The 17,713-nt window shown below is 42.8% G+C and carries 13 protein-coding genes; 6 read left to right on the top strand and 7 right to left on the bottom strand.

Translation table 11 applies throughout. The features are described from left to right. The first annotated feature begins 32 nt into the window (after positions 1-32). Positions 33-1,883 (top strand): tetratricopeptide repeat-containing sulfotransferase family protein, encoded by a 1,851-nt coding sequence (locus GPUN_RS08615; protein ID WP_006005661.1) that lies wholly within the window; start codon positions 33-35, stop codon positions 1,881-1,883. A 31-nt stretch (positions 1,884-1,914) separates the two neighbouring features. Here the strand turns inward: GPUN_RS08615 and GPUN_RS08610 are convergent, their stop codons facing one another. From GPUN_RS08610 to hisD, 5 genes are read right to left on the bottom strand one after another with little or no spacing between them, the layout of a single operon-like run. Further along, entirely contained in the window at positions 1,915-3,297 is a 1,383-nt protein-coding gene (locus GPUN_RS08610) for an alpha/beta hydrolase family protein (RefSeq protein ID WP_006005659.1), read from the bottom strand. A gap of 15 nt (positions 3,298-3,312) precedes the next feature. Then, positions 3,313-4,080 (bottom strand): HpcH/HpaI aldolase family protein, encoded by a 768-nt coding sequence (locus GPUN_RS08605; RefSeq protein ID WP_006005658.1) that lies wholly within the window; start codon positions 4,078-4,080, stop codon positions 3,313-3,315. Next, positions 4,073-4,774, bottom strand: coding sequence for an alpha/beta fold hydrolase (locus tag GPUN_RS08600; protein WP_006005656.1), 702 nt, complete (start codon positions 4,772-4,774; stop codon positions 4,073-4,075). The genes GPUN_RS08605 and GPUN_RS08600 overlap by 8 nt, the downstream gene beginning before the upstream one ends. Then, complete coding sequence (locus tag GPUN_RS08595; protein WP_040520729.1) at positions 4,764-5,783, bottom strand: LacI family DNA-binding transcriptional regulator; 1,020 nt, start codon at positions 5,781-5,783, stop codon at positions 4,764-4,766. Before GPUN_RS08595 ends, GPUN_RS08600 begins: the two co-directional genes overlap by 11 nt. 2 nt (positions 5,784-5,785) lie before the next feature. Next, entirely contained in the window at positions 5,786-7,060 is a 1,275-nt protein-coding gene (hisD, locus tag GPUN_RS08590) for a histidinol dehydrogenase (RefSeq protein WP_006005652.1), read from the bottom strand. Positions 7,061-7,172: 112 nt separating this feature from the next. Here hisD and GPUN_RS08585 point away from each other — a divergent pair, with 112 nt between their 5' ends. Both GPUN_RS08585 and GPUN_RS08580 read left to right on the top strand, forming a co-directional pair. Further along, positions 7,173-7,913 (top strand): SDR family NAD(P)-dependent oxidoreductase, encoded by a 741-nt coding sequence (locus tag GPUN_RS08585; RefSeq protein WP_006005650.1) that lies wholly within the window; start codon positions 7,173-7,175, stop codon positions 7,911-7,913. Between the two features lie 21 nt (positions 7,914-7,934). Next, the gene (locus tag GPUN_RS08580) at positions 7,935-8,954 is read left to right on the top strand and encodes a cupin domain-containing protein (RefSeq protein WP_040520727.1); all 1,020 of its coding nucleotides are present in this window, start codon (positions 7,935-7,937) and stop codon (positions 8,952-8,954) included. A gap of 141 nt (positions 8,955-9,095) precedes the next feature. Here the strand turns inward: GPUN_RS08580 and GPUN_RS08575 are convergent, their stop codons facing one another. After that, positions 9,096-9,791, bottom strand: coding sequence for a glycerophosphodiester phosphodiesterase (locus GPUN_RS08575; protein ID WP_006005646.1), 696 nt, complete (start codon positions 9,789-9,791; stop codon positions 9,096-9,098). 529 nt (positions 9,792-10,320) lie between these two features. Here GPUN_RS08575 and betB point away from each other — a divergent pair. Then, the gene (gene betB / locus GPUN_RS08570; protein ID WP_040520765.1) at positions 10,321-11,784 is read left to right on the top strand and encodes a betaine-aldehyde dehydrogenase; all 1,464 of its coding nucleotides are present in this window, start codon (positions 10,321-10,323) and stop codon (positions 11,782-11,784) included. Further along, a complete protein-coding gene (betA, locus tag GPUN_RS08565; RefSeq protein WP_006005642.1) occupies positions 11,784-13,478 on the top strand; it encodes a choline dehydrogenase in 1,695 nt (564 codons plus the stop codon). Before betB ends, betA begins: the two co-directional genes overlap by 1 nt. 46 nt (positions 13,479-13,524) lie before the next feature. On the opposite strand, the gene GPUN_RS08560 is transcribed toward betA, so the two are convergent. Next, on the bottom strand, positions 13,525-14,784 hold the full coding sequence (locus GPUN_RS08560; RefSeq protein WP_040520763.1) for an MFS transporter: 1,260 nt from the start codon (positions 14,782-14,784) through the stop codon (positions 13,525-13,527). A 486-nt stretch (positions 14,785-15,270) separates the two neighbouring features. Between GPUN_RS08560 and GPUN_RS08555 the strand changes: the two genes are divergently transcribed. Then, a complete protein-coding gene (locus tag GPUN_RS08555) occupies positions 15,271-17,670 on the top strand; it encodes a TonB-dependent receptor (protein WP_006005638.1) in 2,400 nt (799 codons plus the stop codon). Positions 17,671-17,713 lie beyond the last annotated feature (43 nt).

Here is a 17,713-nt window from a genome sequence, read left to right as displayed (position 1 = left end):
AAAATAAATAAGTAAAAAGCCAAAGGAACGCTGTGAACCAACAAATCGCTAATCAATTACAACAAGGGTTTCAGTTACTACAAAATGAGCGCTTGCTTGATGCTCAGCAAGTCTTTGAAGATATTTTAAAAGTTGATCCCTTAAATGAGCATGGCTTAAATCTGCTAGGTGTTGTGTTTATTCAATTGCAACAAGCAGACCAAGCCATTCTTATGCTAGAAAAAGCCCTTACCGTTAACAATCAAGACACACAAACATATAACAACTTAGGGCTTGCATATAAAGAGTTGTATCAATTCAAAAAAGCGCAAGAAGCATTTAATTCGTCTTTAACCCTAAATCCTGAACAAGCCCAAACGCTTAATAATTTGGGCAATGTATTAGCAGCACAAGACCAGCATAAGCTGGCAGCCCTATCATTTGATGAAGCCCTTAAGTTAGATGCTAATTATCCAGAATGTTTATCGAATTTTGCACAATCATTAAAAGAACTTGGCAATTTAGATATTGCCTTAAAAGCAATTGATCAGGCCAACCATTTAGTGCCCAATAATAGTTATTTTTTAAATGTGAGAGGTGAAATCCAACTCGCGAAAGTCGACTATGAGAATGCCCGACAAACGTTTGAAAAATCGATTACAATAGATAACTACATGCCCGCGTGTATCAATTTATCTACGGCACTAAAACAACTTGGCCACTATGTAAAAGCAAAAGAATGCCTGCAGGCTGCAATCAAGCAAGAGCCAAACAACAGTGAAGCGCATAATCATCTTGGCGTATTGCAAGAACAGCTAGGTGACTTTGATGCCGCCGCTACAAGTTTTAGAATGGCGCTTAAACATACGCCTAATCATGCTAGTTCATTTTACCAGTTGGCTAAACTTAAGCATCAAATGTTAACGCTTACAGAAGTCGAAAAAATCGCTGAGCTGCTGGCTGATAACGCAACCCCAAGCATTTTTAGAGCGTCTTTACTGTTCGCATTAGGGGTATATTACGACAAGGAAAAGCAGTACACCTTAGCGATAAAAAACTATGCCAATGCGCAGCGTATAAAAGCAGAAAAATGTCCATATAATGCTAATTTAACAGAACAATATCGGGTATTGATGGAAACCGTAATGCCGGCAGTTTCTGGTGACGTATGTATGGCGCAAGTGCATCCCATTTTCATTATTGGTATGCCGCGTTCAGGCACCAGTCTCGCTGAACAAATTCTAGCATCTCATTCGCAAGTTTTTGGCGCAGGTGAACTCTCTTATATAAATGATTTGCTTAAAAAAGCAGAGCAAATTACCAATTCACCTTATCCTCATTGCTTAACTAAACTTAGCCAAGTGCAACTTACCGAACTTGGTGGCCAGTACAAGCGAAGAATGCTTGAAACCTTTGGCGAACATGCCTACTTTACCGACAAAAATCCGCTCAATTATAATTTTGTAGGATTTATCAAAGCTATTTTGCCCGATGCTAAGTTTGTATATTGCCAGCGTGATGCTGCAGATAATTGCCTATCTATTTTTAAATTACCCTTTGATGATAGTCAAGGTTACGCGCATGATTTAAATGCCCTTGGGCATTACTACCGTGAGCATGAGCGCCTCATGGCATTGTGGACAGGATTATATAACGAAGATATCATCACACTCATATATGAAGCGGTGGTTGACAACCAACCAAAGGAAACAGCTCGATTACTCGACTGTTTAGGTCTTGATTATGAACAAGCAACAGAACGTTTTTATCAAACACATCGCATAGTAATGACTCCAAGCGCTGAACAAGTAAGGCAGCCTATTTATAAAACAAGTATTAATAGCTGGCAAAAATATGGTGACGCGGTGCAGCCATTATTGCAAGCTCTTAAACAATATCGCTAAGGCTAATCTTCTCATGTAAACGTTTCTATGGTTACTGAGAAAACCACTCGATATCACGCGCTATTAGTTGATCAATACCCGCTTGTGTATAGCCTTCAGAAAACCACTTATGCTCGCTGATGGTCAATGAGTGAGTGTTACCTCTGTATTCAAAGCCAGCTATTTTCGAATTCATTGTTGTTAATGAAACGACTAACTGCTGATTCCAAAAAGGTGGAGAATAGTAGTCACGGTCTGAATAATGCAGGGCTAAGGGTTCACTTAAAAACTGCGGATAGTTAATAGCATCCATTTTAGCGTAAGCTTCTTTAATAAAAGTGGAGTGCTCAACCAGCACTTTCCCGGCAGTGTCGGTGGCGAGTGTGTAATAATCCACAGCTAGCTCGTTGGCTTTAAGTACTCCATACATTTGATCATACGTATTAATATAGGCTTGTTTTACTGAGCTTACCGACCAAGTTTGTTTTTGCCATGACCATGCACTTGAATCAACTGTGCCAATCCAATCTGGCGGATAAGGAAATTGAAAGTTAGCATTGATTTCACCTTTTCTGCCTATCGCACTTTTTGTCCAAGTGCCATCTCCCGACATAAATGCCTCAGGACTTGTCGCCATGCTGCCATAAAGGCCACCTTGAACTAGCCGCGGTAAAAAACAGCCAGAGAATATTGACGCTGAAGCGATGTTATTTCTAACCTTCGACTGCTCACCGGCAATTGCGAGCATGACTAGTGCAGAGTCGCCCCCTTGAGAATGCCCTGCTAAGACGATCTTATTTAAGTCGACTTTCAGCGGATCACGGTCAAATTCAACTGAGGCCAAACTATCTATACTATCAAGCGCATTGAGCATGTCGATTGCGTAAAATAAAGGGCTGATGTAACTGGCGTTATCCCAACGTTGCATGAATTCTATCCCTTGGGCCGCAATACCATTTACTGTGCCATGGCCACGCCAGCCTGGCGTAACGACTACGTAACCCTGCCTGGCTAGATTATCGATGTACTTGGCTTGACTGCCTTTTTGCTCAAGGAAGAAATTAAATGACGGTGCATTATCAATTCCGACCCAACCATGACTATAAATCAAAACAGGATAGCCGCTTGTAGGCGCAGGTTTTTGCGGAATATCGATACGTGCATAGTTGGTTAATCCGTCGCTTTGATAGCTGGACATGAAAGACGAATAGCCGCTACTATTGTTGTTTACGGCTATAAGTTTTACAAACTTACTGCCATATTGTCTTTTGCGCAAATGCGGTATGGATAAAACAGACAATTCTGGAATGTCTGGCGTTGTCCAATTCATGAGTGGTTTATTTTGATGATTTAAATGGTCACTTGAACAAGCAATTGATGAGCTTGATAGCAAAACAACTAGCATCGTTTTCATAAACCACACAATCTTACTCATAGCTTGCTTGCCTCATTATTGCGATTGCTTAGCTTGCTCGAATTTGGTTTGCAATTGTTTAGCGCCCGCCAGCATAAAACTGTGATCTGAGCCTAATAAAAAAAGTGAGACCCGCTGTTTAAGCCAATGATCCAACTCGTCTAAATTAGCAATAAACATACCGGTAGCAAGCTCATATTTATTAGCAACTTCAACAATCTTAGCGACTGTTTTTAGGACATTAGGCGCGTTCGGATCGGTTTCTCCTAGCGCAACTGTTAAATCCATTCTGCCAATAAATAAACAGTCAACGCCCTTTACTTGGCAAATAGCCTCTAGTTGGTCAAGCGCATCTATATCTTCTATTTGTGCGATTACCGCAGTATTTTTGGCGTTATGCGCAAGGTTCTGTTGCATGTTATTAGTCGTGTAACCGGCCATCCTTGTAGACCCTGCATAACCTCTGCCGTTATGACCGTAGTAACATTGTTTAACAATATGTTCTAACTGCTGAGCGCTTTTTACATGCGGTATAACAATGCCATCGGCACCTAAGTCTAAGGTGTTTAAAATAGTTTCGTGATGATCATTTGGGATGCGCACTAATACATGCTGCCCATTGGCCTTTGCTGCCAAAATGCAGGTGTCTAAATCGCGCCTGTCAAAAGGGGCATGTTCTGCATCAAGGCACAATGTTGCAAAGCCCAGCTTTGATAGTACTTCGGTATTATGAAAGTGGGGCGTTTTTATAAATGTCCCCAATAATGGCTGTTTGGTAGCTAACGCTTGTTTAAACTCATGCATAGTATTTGTTTACCCACTGGTTAATTAAATGTGCAATGCATGTAGGTGCTTGTAAAAGCGCAAAATGGCCGCAATCTGGCAATATATGCAATTCAGATTGTCTGGCTATTCTGGCCATTACTTGTTGGTGCTCGGGCGGACAAGATTGGTCGTTTTGCGCACCTACTATTAATAATGGTTTACTGAAATTTGTTAATATACTTAATGAATCAGGACGTTCAGCCAATACTTTCAACTGTGATTTAAGAGTGTCAGCGCCTAGCTGTGCAGCCATTTTTACAACTACTTCGCTTTCAGGACCGTTCGAATTGGAAAAGTAAAGGGGTAAATATTCTTGCTTGATAAGTGTTTCGATACCTTGGGTTTTAGCGATTTCTAAATGAGCATCGCGACCTGCTTTGCGCCCCGGCAAATCTGCGTGGCAATTGCTATTAAGAAGTACTATTCCAGCAAGTTGTTTAACATTCATGCGAATCAATTCCAACGCCACCATGCCTCCCATGGAAAATCCAATTGCAATAAATGAACGTTCTCCCACAGCGTGCATAACTTCAGCGGCCATGTCGTTTAAGTTATCGTGGTCATTAAACTCGATGGTTTTAGTTTCATAGGGTAATTTTTTTAGCAGTTGCGTAAAGACCTCACTGGTGCATAAAGTGCCAGGTATAAATACCATCAAAGGCTTACTTTTCATTCCTTGCCGGCCCTACCGTATTTCCCTCAATTAAAGCGCCAGACCATACACGAAGTTGCGGAGGGTTTTCAGGAGATGCTATTTGTTCAAGTAAAATATCAACCGCAGATTTAGTCATTTGCTCTACAGGCTGCTTAATCGTTGTGAGCTGGTAACTGTGCCAAAATACAGCATTTACGCCATCAAAACCGACTACCGATAAATCTTCTGGGACTCTTAAACCAAAGTTTTTCCTGGCTTCATCTATTACGCCTATTGCCATAGTGTCATTGCCGCAAATCACGGCGGTAGGTGGTGGATGTGATGCCATATACTCTGAAAATGCGTGACGTCCTGATTTATAGGTAAAATCGCCATATTGCACAGGTACATTTTTGTATCCTTTATTGGCAAGTGCTCTTATTGCCAGTTCACAGCGCTCTAGAGCAACATCAGATTCAGTAGGTCCAGAAATAACCAAGTAATTTTTGTGATCAAAGTTATCTAAAATATCAACTAATTCAAAAATACCTTGTTCATGGTTGCAACAAACAGAACTTGCCGAATGGCCAGCCACACGGCGGTTATAGAGTACAACTGGGATTTGATGTTTTTTAAATTTATTAATACTTTCATTGTCAAAATGGGCTGCGATTGCTATTACGCCATCCAATTGAAAAGTCCATATGTGCTCTAAAATATCATCTAAGCCTGCAGCGTCATCTAAGTTGAACAGTAGCACCCTTTCGTCTTTTTCAGATAAACGTTTGTTCAACAACGACAACACTTCCGGATAAATAAGGTTAACGCGGGAAGATAAAATTACCGCAACCATACCTGAACGCTTGGTAATAAGCATTCGGGCTATCGCATTAGGCTGATAACCGAGATCATTTGCCGTTGCTAAGACCTTTTCTCTGGTTTTTTTAGAAACACTTCGGCCCTTCTGAAATACTCTAGAAACGGCCGATTGAGAAACGCCAGCTATTTTAGCGACATCGTAGGATGTGACACGTTTAGTTTTTGTCAATATTATTTCTCGTATCGTCTGAGCCTTATGTCAGCTTGTTCCTTATGTCCAGCGAACCCTTCTAGCGCGCATAATCTTGAACAATAATTACCAACCACTACCGAGGCTTCTTCTGTAATATATTGGAAAGTGCATGTTTTGATGAACTTTCCAACCCATAGACCACCAGTATAGCGTGCTGCCTTTTTAGTTGGTAGTGTATGATTTGTTCCTATGCACTTATCGCCATAGGATACATTGGTTTCGGGTCCTAGAAACAAAGCACCAAAGTTTTGCATATTATCTTTGAAATAACCTACATTTTTGGTCATTACCTGAACATGTTCAGATGCAAGGTTGTTTGCAACGCTCAGCATTTCTTCGTAAGTATCGCACACAATTACCTCACCAAAGTCTCGCCAAGCTTGCCCGGCAACCTCACCAGTAGATAGTATTTTTAATTGCCGTTCAACTTCTTTCATCGTTTCTTTCGCGAGGGTTTCACTATTCGTTAGCAGTACTACCGGCGAAGTTGGACCATGCTCTGCTTGGCCTAATAAGTCTGCAGCACACAGCTCTCCATCTACACTGTCGTCAGCTATGATGAGTGTTTCAGTGGGCCCGGCAAATAAATCAATGCCAACACGCCCGAATAATTGACGCTTAGCTTCAGCGACAAAAGCATTACCTGGACCAACAATCATGTCGACAGGTGCAATTGTTTGGGTACCAATAGCCATTGCTGCAACTGCTTGTACTCCGCCAAAACAATAAATTTCATCAGCTCCAGCCATGTCCATAGCAACAACTATCGCTGCTGACGGTTTACCGTCAAAAGGAGGGGCACAGGCAATGACGCGTTTTACGCCCGCTACTTTTGCTGTTACTACACTCATATGCGCAGATGCAACCAGGGGATATTTGCCGCCGGGCACATAGCAACCAACCGACTCCATTGGAATATGTCTGTGCCCTAGGGTCACTCCTGGCAGCGTTTCTACTTCAACGTCTTTCATCGAGTCACGTTGGATTTGTGCAAAGTTTCTCACCTGCGTTTGAGCCCAGCGAATATCAGAAATAACTTGTTCATCAAGTTGAGCATAACAATCTGCTATTTCTTCTTTAGAAAGTCTAAATGACTTCGGAGTCCATTTATCGAACTTTTCTGAATACTCTCTTACCGCTTCGTCGCCATTATTTTCAATATTGCTAATAATATCTTCAACAATAGTCTGCACTTTTTTGTTCGACGCTACTTTCTCTTCTTGAGTAGGTCCTTTCTTTAAATACTTAATCATTTACGAGCTCCAAGGTATAATTTATAATGGATAAATCAAACAAATTCATTGCTATTAACATTATCTTACTTAATAATGACTTCGAATGCAAAATATACTTTAAGGTGAATTGATGTCTGGATTTAGCGCTGACTTATTAGTGGGGAAATCGATTTTAGTTACCGGCGCAGGAAAGGGCATAGGTCGAGCTTGCGCTATTTTGGCCGCTCAATGTGGGGCACGTGTAATTGCGGTTGCTAGAACGCGTGCAGACCTTGTTAGTCTGCGGCAATTAGCTGGTCAAAATATTGAAGTATGGGAAGAAGATGTTACTAACGAGTCATTTGTGCAACGCGTACGAGCATTGAAAGAATTACACGGTTTAATCAATAATGTAGGTACTAACCGCGTAGCGCCTATGCTTGAGCAAGCAGACCAAGACCTCGATGACGTGGTTGATATAAATATCAAGAGTATGTATCGAACAGCAAAAGCGGCCGCTGCTAAAATGACTGAGTCGGGTGGCGCCATTGTTAATATGTCGTCGCAAATGGGCTTTGTTGGCTCACCTAATCGCACACTATATTGTATGTCGAAGCATGCCGTTGAAGGGCTAAGCAAAGCGATGGCGGTTGAGTTGGCAGAAAAACACATTCGTGTGAATACCGTGGCACCCACATTTGTCCTCACTGAGCTGACTGAGCCCATGTTTAAAAATCCAGATTTTAAGAAATTTGTGTACGATATGATCCCCATGAAATCACTGGCCACCACAGATGATGTTGCGAATGCTTGTGTTTTTTTACTAAGCGACCTATCTGCAATGATTACTGGAACATGTATCAAAGTAGACGGTGGCTGGACCGCACGTTAGCCAATACTAAAAGGAAAAATAATGTCGTTACAAGAAAGAATGGTTCGTTATGATGACCTAAAGGCATGCATGACTGCCTTTATAGATACTCGTAGCCCAGGCTCAGATAAAAAAGAAAATTTTACGATAATCGGTCCTGGCGTGGCTGAAAACGCTGAACAACACGTTCATATTGGTATTCCCCATGGGTTTAACATTGGTGGGGCACGCCAACCTGCTGGATGCTTAAACTCGCAACATAGCCATCTAACCGAAGAAGTATTTCTTGTGCATACGGGCAGTTGGGACTTTATGTCTGGCGTAGAGGGAAAAGATGGACGCATTACATTGTTTGCTGGCGACGTCATTTCTATTCCAACAGGTATATTTAGAGGTTTTGAATGCCGTGAAGGTTTACTAAAAGGTGAGCATAAAGGCTTGGGATATCTGCATGCCGTATTAGGTAGCGATGACCCTGGGCGAGTGTTATGGGCTCCTGCAGTATTCGATTTAGCCAAAGTATATGGACTCGTATTGTTAGAAAATGGTTCTTTGATTGATACAAACAAAGGCGAAACAGTTCCCGATAATATTTCTCCCATGCCAGTCACATCGCAACAGCAGATTGCCGAACATCGCATAGTGAATAGTAAAGATTTGGTTGATATTGTTCTGCATAAAGAAGATTTCTTCTGGCAAGATGACACCTTATTGTCGCAATTTGACGGTGTTCAAGAAGCATCACTTGTTGGTCCTGCATCATCTAAAGAAGGGGTCAAGGCATCTAAACTCAGCTGGACCCATGGTTTTGTGATGCGCGCAGTAAAACTTAAATCTGACGCCATTATTGAAGCGCATACACGAGCAGAAGAAGAGGTTATTTTTGTACATAATGGCTGCTTGACTATAAAGATTGATGGTGAGGTTATTGTGCTAAACGAAGGCGATAACTTCAGTACACCAATGGGCTGTACTCGTTATTTTGAAAATAAAGGTAAAGACGATTGTATTGTTTACATAACGAGGCGAGGGGATGTGCCACAGGCTCCTACTTTTGTTTGAATATAGGATTGAAGTAACGCCGGCAGTTCTTAAGCTCTGCGAACATTTTTATGTTTTATAGAGCTTACTACTTCATGGGCGGTATGATGTAATCCGCCCATAGCGATTGCAGAAATTGCTAATGTGCACTTTGATATGGCTCTATGCGAGCTTTGTCAGCAGCGCCGGATCGTTACTAAAGACTGCATCTACCCCCATTTCTTTAAGTTTAATGAAAGCTGTCTCAACATTAACGGTGTAACTCCACACTTTAATATTGTGTAAATGTGCGTGCTCTACAAACTCAAGGTTAATCAAGTTAGCATCTATTGCTGCTATATCTACTTGCATATCAACCGCATACTGAGCCATTGTCGCCGGTAAATGCCCGATTAAAGCGCCAAACTTTATATACTGTTTAAGTTCTGTCCCTTTAATTAATGCCTGTAGTTGCGCTAGCAGTGGGTGATTAAAAGAGGATAAAACAACATCACCCTCATACTGTGTAACATAATGCGCTATTTGTTTGAGCAAGATATTTGGATTGCATATGTGCTTAAGCTCTAGGTTTAGCATGCATGTGCCTTTTACTAATTCAAAAAGCTCGGTAAGGATGGGTATTTTATGTTTGTTTTCTAGGCGTATCTGTGAAATGTCTCGAAGTGACAAGTCGGCAATATCTGCAGGTGTTTGCGCGAGTCTATCTAGCTGAAAATCGTGGAAAATAACAAATTGATCTTCTATTTGATGCAAATCCACTTCTATACCATACACCTCTATTTCTAAGGCTTTCTCAAATGCTAACATGGTATTTTCATGGTAGTGAGCACTGATACCTCTATGAGCGATGATGTCCATGTTTTCTCCAGTAGTCTATGTTTAAAATATTGATTTGATATTTTGGATGATAATGGCCTTAAGGCACAATGAACTTGACGCTAAGACCTGTAATTAAATTAAAAGCAAGCTGGCACGAAAGCTGCGCCAAATCATTTTATAGCGATAACCATGAATAGACAAAAACTATCTGCTAGTAGTCATGCTAGACATTAATCTTGCGTTTACACAACAGGTATATTCTAGCACTAAAACATGGTTGGGTTTGTGAGGCTAATTCATGCATAATACCCGCTTTTATTCTTTGCCGAAGCGCAATGAAGACTGTCTTTTAATTGCTTTAAACAATTGTTAGTTAGGGCACCCAACTATGTAAATTATCACAGCAATTGCGGCTATAATTGTAAGCTTTTGCTTACAATTTACGAAAAGTTTCTCAAATCAATAAAAGCTCAGCCCAACGAAAGCATTGTATAAAAAACACATAAATCATTTTATAAAACAGTTATAGTGCTGCGTAAATAAGGACTCACATAAATTGGCGGTATCATTGTCTTCTACATTACTAAAAAACTTTATTCATGGCCGCTATGTCGACAACAGCGATAATGCGTGTTTTGATATTATTAATCCGGCCACCGGAAACGTAATCTACGCCGCACAAACGGCCTGTGAAGCACTCCTAGAAGAGGCGCTTAAAAGTGCGCAGGAAGGCTTTAATACGTGGTCTAAAACCCCGCCTATTGAGCGCGCTCGAATTTTGCAACGCGCTAGCGTCATGCTCAGAGAGCGCAACGACGAACTCGCCAAAATTGAAGTGCTAGATACAGGAAAGCCTTGGCAAGAAGCAGTAGAGGTTGACGTGCAAACCGGTGCCGATGCCATTGAATATTTTGCTAATTTATGTCCCTCGATGATGGGCGAACAACAAAGCGTCGGCAATGACTTTTTTTATACCCGACACGAGCCATTAGGCGTGTGCTTGGGCATAGGTGCCTGGAATTATCCTTTGCAAATCGCTTGCTGGAAAGCGGCTGCAGCTTTGGCCGCTGGTAACAGCATGATATTTAAACCGTCTGAAGAAACCCCACGTACTGCCAGCCTATTGGCCGAAATATTCATAAAAGCCGGCGTACCTCCGGGTGTGTTTAATGTGGTCCACGGAGACGGCGCAGTTGGCAGTTATTTGGTTAAGCATCCAAAAATTGCCAAAGTATCCTTAACTGGCGAAGTCAGCACCGGTAAAAAAGTGATGGCCGCTGCGGCAGGCACGCTGAAAAATGTGACGATGGAGCTGGGTGGTAAATCGCCGTTAATTGTGTTTGAAGATGCCAATATTGACGAGGCTGTCACCGGCGCCATGCTGGCGAATTTTTATACCCAAGGTGAAGTGTGCACTCATGGCACTCGTGTGTTTGTGCACAAAAATTGCTATGAAGCGTTTATGACAAGTCTATTGGCGAGAACTCGCGACAATATTATTGTGGGGGACCCACTCAACCCAGCCACTAATATGGGTGCATTGATTAGTGAAAGTCACATGCAAAAAGTGCTGTCATATATTCAGTTAGGCAAAGATGAGGGCGCAACTCTCGCCTTTGGTGGTGAACGTGTGAAACCAGCGGGCTGTGAAAAGGGTTACTTTGTTGGACCCACCATTTTCACCGATTGCAGCGACGACATGAGCATTACCCGCGAAGAAATTTTTGGACCCGTCATGGCGGTGCTAAGCTTTGACTCTGAAGAAGACGTTATTCGACGTGCCAACGATACCATTTACGGTCTTGCCGCAGGTATTTTCTGCAATGATATACGCCGCGCCCACCGCGTAATTGCGCAACTGCAAGCGGGTATTTGTTGGATCAATGCCTATGGCAACTCACCGGTGGAAATGCCGGTTGGGGGCTACAAACAGTCTGGCATTGGTCGTGAAAATGGGGTTGAAGCATTCAAATCATATACGCAGACCAAATCAGTTTACGTGGGTATGGAAAAGCTTGAGGGGCCATTTTAATGGCAACAACTGACACTTTTGACTATATCATTGTGGGTGCCGGGTCGGCTGGGTGTGTGCTGGCGAATCGCTTGACCGAAGACCCTAATACCACGGTGTTGTTATTGGAAACTGGCGGCTCAGACCGCAGTATATTTATTCAAATGCCAACCGCGCTGTCTATTCCTATGAACAGCAAAAAATATGCGTGGCAATTTCACAGTCAACCAGAGCCTTTTTTAAATAACCGGGAAATGCACTGCCCGCGGGGAAAAGTCTTAGGCGGTTCTTCATCTATTAACGGTATGGTGTACGTGCGCGGGCATGCTCGCGACTTTGATGAATGGCAGGCCCATGGCGCAGATAACTGGGATTATCAGCATTGTTTACCGTACTTTAAAAAAGCCGAGGACTGGGCCTTTGACAGTGATGATTACCGCGGTAAAGGCGGATTGCTAGCAGTTAATAATGGTAACAACATGCAAAACCCTTTATACCAAGCTTTTGTTGATGCTGGAGTGGATGCTGGTTACCTTGCAACCGATGATTACAATGGTCATCAGCAAGAAGGCTTCGGTGCCATGCATATGACGGTGAAAAACGGGGTGCGCTGGTCAACGGCTAACGCCTATTTACGCCCAGCGATGCAGCGCGCTAATCTAACGGTTAGCACCGGGGTTCAAGTTAGTAAAGTCATGTTAAAAGACAAGCGAGCGGTAGGTGTTGAGTTCTTTAAAGGCAACAAAATAAGCCAAGCTTTAGCAAACAAAGAGGTTATATTGAGTGCGGGCCCAATTGGCTCTCCGCATATTTTACAATTATCGGGCATTGGTAATACTGATACACTCGTGGCTGCAGGCATTAGCCCGGAGCACGAACTGCCCGGCGTGGGAGAAAACCTTCAGGATCACCTAGAATTTTACTTCCAATACAAGTGCAAGCAGCCCATAACGCTAAACGGCAAGTTAGGGCCCTTCAGTAAACTCGCCATTGGAGTACGCTGGATATTATTTAAAACGGGCTTAGGCGCCACTAATCACTTTGAATCTTGTGGTTTTATTCGTTCGAAAAAAGGGCTTGAATGGCCAGACTTGCAATATCATTTTTTGCCTGCCGCCATGCGTTACGATGGAAAATCAGCTTTTGAGGGGCATGGTTTCCAGCTTCATATTGGCCACAATAAGCCCAAAAGCAGAGGTTCGATAAAAGTCCAAAATGCAGATCCGCATTGTCCTCCTCACATTCAATTTAATTATTTGCAACACCCCGACGACGTCGAAGCATTTCGCGCTTGCGTTAAGTTGTCGCGCGAAATAATCGCCCAACCCAGTATGGACCAGTATCGTGGAGACGAAATTCAACCCGGCGATAAAGTAATAAGCGATGCACAAATAGATGCCTTTGTGCGTGCAACCGTAGAAAGTGCTTATCACCCTTGCGGCACCTGCCGAATGGGCGCGGCCAACGACAACTTAGCGGTAGTGGATCCACAAATGCGTGTTAGGGGTTTACAAGGGCTTCGTGTTGTCGATTCGTCGGTATTTCCAACGGTACCTAACGGTAATCTCAATGCACCTACCATAATGGTTGCCGAACGTGCCGCTGATATTATTAAGCGACAAGTATTGCCTGCCAGTAATGCTACTGTTTATAGAGACCAGGAGTGGCAATCACGCCAGCGCAGCAGCCAAATGAAGCGGGGCCCGTCAGTATAACGGGCTCACTTATATGTGTTACCGATTAAGACTTTACCGAAACTGTTTACTTCGCTAAATTCACCAAGTAGCGCAATCGCCAGGCGGCAAAAGCACCGATAAAGCCCATCACGGCAATGCTGCCAAAATAAATACTATAACCGGCTTTACCGGGGTAAGCTTCAAATAAGTAGCCGCTGGCTAGTGGTAGGTAAATATCAGGCGAATATCCAACCAATGAAATAACGCCAATAGCCAAGCCCTTGATATTATTAGACACTTTACAACTTTCTAATGTTGACCAAAAGATCCCCCGAACCGCATATGTCAAAAAGCCGATAATTAATACAGTGCCTAATAACGCAACTGTGCCAACCCCAGCGGGCATAAACACTAAACCCCCAAGTGCTAATGAGGCTAAAATTAATAGACCCGCTAATACATGTTCTCGGTCAAAAAAATCACCAGCAAAGCCAGCAGCAGCAGCGCCAATAGGACGCATCCAAAGTTTAGCGACGGTAATAGAAGCAACAGTAACGGCGGTTAAACCATAAAAATTCTGCATATAAGCAGAAAAAGAATAAGTAGCCCAAAACAATTGATAACCCGTTAAAATACACAGTCCGCACAACCAAATTTTTTCTTGTTTAGCGATACTTTTTAAGTCGCTAATCCAATTGCGGGGTGCCTCGTCATTACTGGCCTCGTTGTTGAGTTCATGGTCATCTAACATAAAGTAGGAGATTGGCGCAAATAACAACATGGTTCCCACATACAGCCAAATGACTTTACGTAATGCTTCGGTGGTGTCTTGTCCAACATCGCTGGTATAATAAACGAAAATACCAACGGCAATTGAGGCTAAGGCAGCCTCAATTAAACCTCTGCCGCCATCCAAAATCCCAAAAAAACGCCCTTGCTCCTCTGGTTTAGCAAGTAAGGTGGTGGCTTTGATCAATGCCGACCAAAATGTTAAACCGGCGGCAATGCCCCAACCAGCAAAGATAAGCATTAAGGCATTGGCGCTGGGCATTGAGGCAAACCAAACACCCAAACCTCCTGCCAAAAATAAAGAAAAAGACATTAAAATACGAGGCGATACCCTATCTGCTAGCCAACCACTGGGTATATAGCTAATTAGGTAGATAAATCCCAGCATTGCGTAGTTTTGGCCAAGTTGTTTGGAGGTAATATCAAAAGCTTCTAAAATACTGACTTCAAAGTTTTGGCGTAAATAAATTAAAGGATAGATAATTCCTGCAACAATAACTAAAACAGCCAGTTTCAAATATCTTTTTTTGAGATCGTCTGATACGACTTTTGGCATTACATTTTCTGTTTGCGGCATATTTTTTTATAATTTTGATTTACTTATATACGCTATACTCTAACAGAAATACGATTGCTACATAGCAAATACCTTTCGACTCTGATATTGGCGACCTCAAAGGGATAGCCGAACATTCCACACTATTAGGCTTTATATATTGTAGTGAGACATAGCAAAGACTGATCACCAACGTGTTGGTCCCAAATAGCGTGTCAAACTGCCGTTTTATCTATATATTCGGTAATTTTTCAAATACTGTAGTATCCTATGTACGGAAGATTTCCGTAAAATTAAAGAATGGACCTACACAAAAGGTAATTATGAGGCCACTGTTGTATCAGAATCATTCTTTATAACGATCTGTCGTTAAGGGGCTAGAGATATTGCTGTTGATAAAGGCCTTTCACGGAAACTCGGAACATTTATATGCCTAGCATTAGTGTAAATTGATTAATTCGAAGAAAATAATAAATGAGGGTACACATGTATCAAACAAACCGACCTGTTAAAACTGTATTAACCGTGGCAATCGCGCTTGCCTTAAGCAATGGCGTGGTACAAGCTCAGGAAACGAGCCAAAACGAAGAAAAAGCAGCTGAGAGCCAACGCCAACTAGAAACAATAATAGTAACGTCAACTCGCCGTTCAGAAAGCCAGCAATCTGTGCCGCTCGCTGTGCAAGCAATAAGTGGATCAAAACTTCAACAACTCGGCATTGACAGCTTTGAAGATTACGTAGCAATGCTACCGGGAGTCAGCTCTGAAGGTCAAGGTCCGGGTAAACAGGAAACATATATCCGTGGAGTATCCGCAGGTCGCGCTGATGTAAGACTTGCCGGTATTGGAGGGGAGCCAAGTGTTGCCTTTTATCTTGACGAAACACCCATTACCACGCCTGGTCGTAATATTGATTTATTTGCAGTTGACCTACAACGAATTGAAGTGTTAAAAGGCCCTCAAGGTACATTATTTGGGGCCAGTTCCCAAGCAGGTACCGTGCGTCTTATCACCAACAAGCCAGATTTGAGCGACTTCAGAGCAGGTGGTGAAATAGGTATATCATCCACGAAGAGCGGTGGTATCAGCAATAAAACAGAGGGATTTGTCAATATTCCCATTGTTGAAGATACATTTGCGGTACGTATTGCCGGTTATAATTCTACTGATGCAGGCTTTATTGATAATCCCCTTGCCACGACTACTTTACCGCTAACAAACCCAGGATTAGGTGGCGATGTTCCCTCATCTCGCCAAGTAGTCAGTAATTCCACGCTTGCAAAAGATGATTATAACGAAGCGACACATCGTGGAATGAGACTAAGCGCATTTTGGGAAATAAATGACGACTGGGATGTATTGGTTCAGCACACAAGTCAACAACTTGATACAGAAGGCTCGTTTGAATATGACCCGTCAATTAGTAGCGACGACGACTTGAACGACACAACCTTTTCGCCAAGTGTAGGTGATGATGAGGTAAACCTCACCCAGTGGACCGTCAATGGCATGCTTAGCGGTCTTGAAGTGATCTATAACGGCTCATTCACAGATCGCACGTTCCAAGGTCAGACCGACTACACCGCTTACATAGAAGTCGGCCCTTTCGTGCCTTACTACATATGCACGTACCCAGGCTATGATGAATGCTTTAGTCCGGTGATGACCACAACTGAAAAGTTTGAGACCCAACGTACGGTTCACGAAATTCGTGTAGCAACCAGTGCTGAAAATCGTTTTAGAGCGATTGGTGGTGTGTTCTTTGATGACCAGAAACTCAACACTTTAACTGACTTCACCTATGCCGGTTCTATTGCAGCGGGTTTTTCACCGAACTTTCCAATACCAGGCGTTTTCACTAATACAGATGGCAGCGCTCGCCCTGCAGGCGTGACCTTCTTCAATGACTTCCAAACAGATCGTGAAGAGTTATCGATATTTGGTGAGTTAGCTTACGATGTTATAGATGATGTTACCCTTACCGTTGGGGCGCGTCGCTACGAAATTGATATAGGCTTGATGGGACAGTCGTCTAACGGTCAAAGAGCGTCTGGGCCCGAAGCAGCCAATGGCACAAATGTAGATGCAAGACTAGCGGGTTTGACTCCGGCAACCTTATCAGGCACCATTTTTAAAGGAAATGTACGTTGGCAAGTGAATGCTGATGCAATGTTCTATGGGACCTATTCTGAAGGCTTCAGAGGCGGCGGTTTCAACCGTGCAGCGGGGACTGGTGGCATTCCTGCTACCTTTGACACCGATGATGTTGTGAGTCTTGAATTTGGCTGGAAAACAAGTTGGTTAGATAATTCTTTGCGTTTTAACGGTGCTATATACAACGTTGACTTTAGTGATCTTCAGCAAGGCGTTCTCGATCTTTCTATCGCCAATACTTCATTCTTTGATAATGTTGGAACCGCCGAAATCAATGGTGCTGAATTTGAAATTGAGTGGGCCGCGAATGATTACCTAGATGTTTTTGGCTCATTTAGTTATATAGACTCTGAATTGACCGATATTCCCGATACGCTTGTGAATATTACACCTGTAGGGTCAAATTTGCCCTATGCACCAGAAAATGAAGGCCTTATTGGGGCACGTTTCTACCAAGAACTAGGCGATTTTTCGGTTGTCTACCAAGGTGTATTTAAGTGGACAGATTCACGCTTTAATAGTCTAGTGTCTGCTGATCGTGTCGAGTTGCCGTCTTATAATCAGCTTAACTTGTCAGCCACGTTTGGGAAAGAAGACTACAAAGCAACCTTCTTTATTGACAATGCCACCGATACCCTAGGGCAAGTTGCCGCGGGTTCGGCCGACAATGTGTTTAGGGTGTCGCCAACACGACCTCGCACTGTTGGTGTCAGATTGAGCTATGCTTATTAGTATTTTCAATGATTTTGAATCATTTTAAAGCATAAGCGGGTCG

Source organism: Glaciecola punicea ACAM 611 (assembly GCF_000252165.1).
GTDB lineage: Bacteria > Pseudomonadota > Gammaproteobacteria > Enterobacterales > Alteromonadaceae > Glaciecola > Glaciecola punicea.
The sequence above is the reverse complement of the archived record's forward strand: the minus strand, read 5'-3'. Positions and strand labels throughout refer to the sequence as shown.

Bases quoted from the DNA above. Each gene is read 5' to 3' on its own strand.
- GPUN_RS08585 (WP_006005650.1), top strand. From the start codon at position 7,173: ATGTCTGGATTTAGCGCTGACTTATTAGTGGGGAAATCGATTTTAGTT.
- GPUN_RS08605 (WP_006005658.1), bottom strand. From the start codon at position 4,080: ATGCATGAGTTTAAACAAGCGTTAGCTACCAAACAGCCATTATTGGGG.
- GPUN_RS08560 (WP_040520763.1), bottom strand. From the start codon at position 14,784: ATGCCAAAAGTCGTATCAGACGATCTCAAAAAAAGATATTTGAAACTG.
- GPUN_RS08580 (WP_040520727.1), top strand. From the start codon at position 7,935: ATGTCGTTACAAGAAAGAATGGTTCGTTATGATGACCTAAAGGCATGC.
- GPUN_RS08600 (WP_006005656.1), bottom strand. From the start codon at position 4,774: ATGAAAAGTAAGCCTTTGATGGTATTTATACCTGGCACTTTATGCACC.
- GPUN_RS08610 (WP_006005659.1), bottom strand. From the start codon at position 3,297: ATGAGTAAGATTGTGTGGTTTATGAAAACGATGCTAGTTGTTTTGCTA.
- GPUN_RS08575 (WP_006005646.1), bottom strand. From the start codon at position 9,791: ATGGACATCATCGCTCATAGAGGTATCAGTGCTCACTACCATGAAAAT.
- betA (WP_006005642.1), top strand. From the start codon at position 11,784: ATGGCAACAACTGACACTTTTGACTATATCATTGTGGGTGCCGGGTCG.
- GPUN_RS08555 (WP_006005638.1), top strand. From the start codon at position 15,271: ATGTATCAAACAAACCGACCTGTTAAAACTGTATTAACCGTGGCAATC.
- hisD (WP_006005652.1), bottom strand. From the start codon at position 7,060: ATGATTAAGTATTTAAAGAAAGGACCTACTCAAGAAGAGAAAGTAGCG.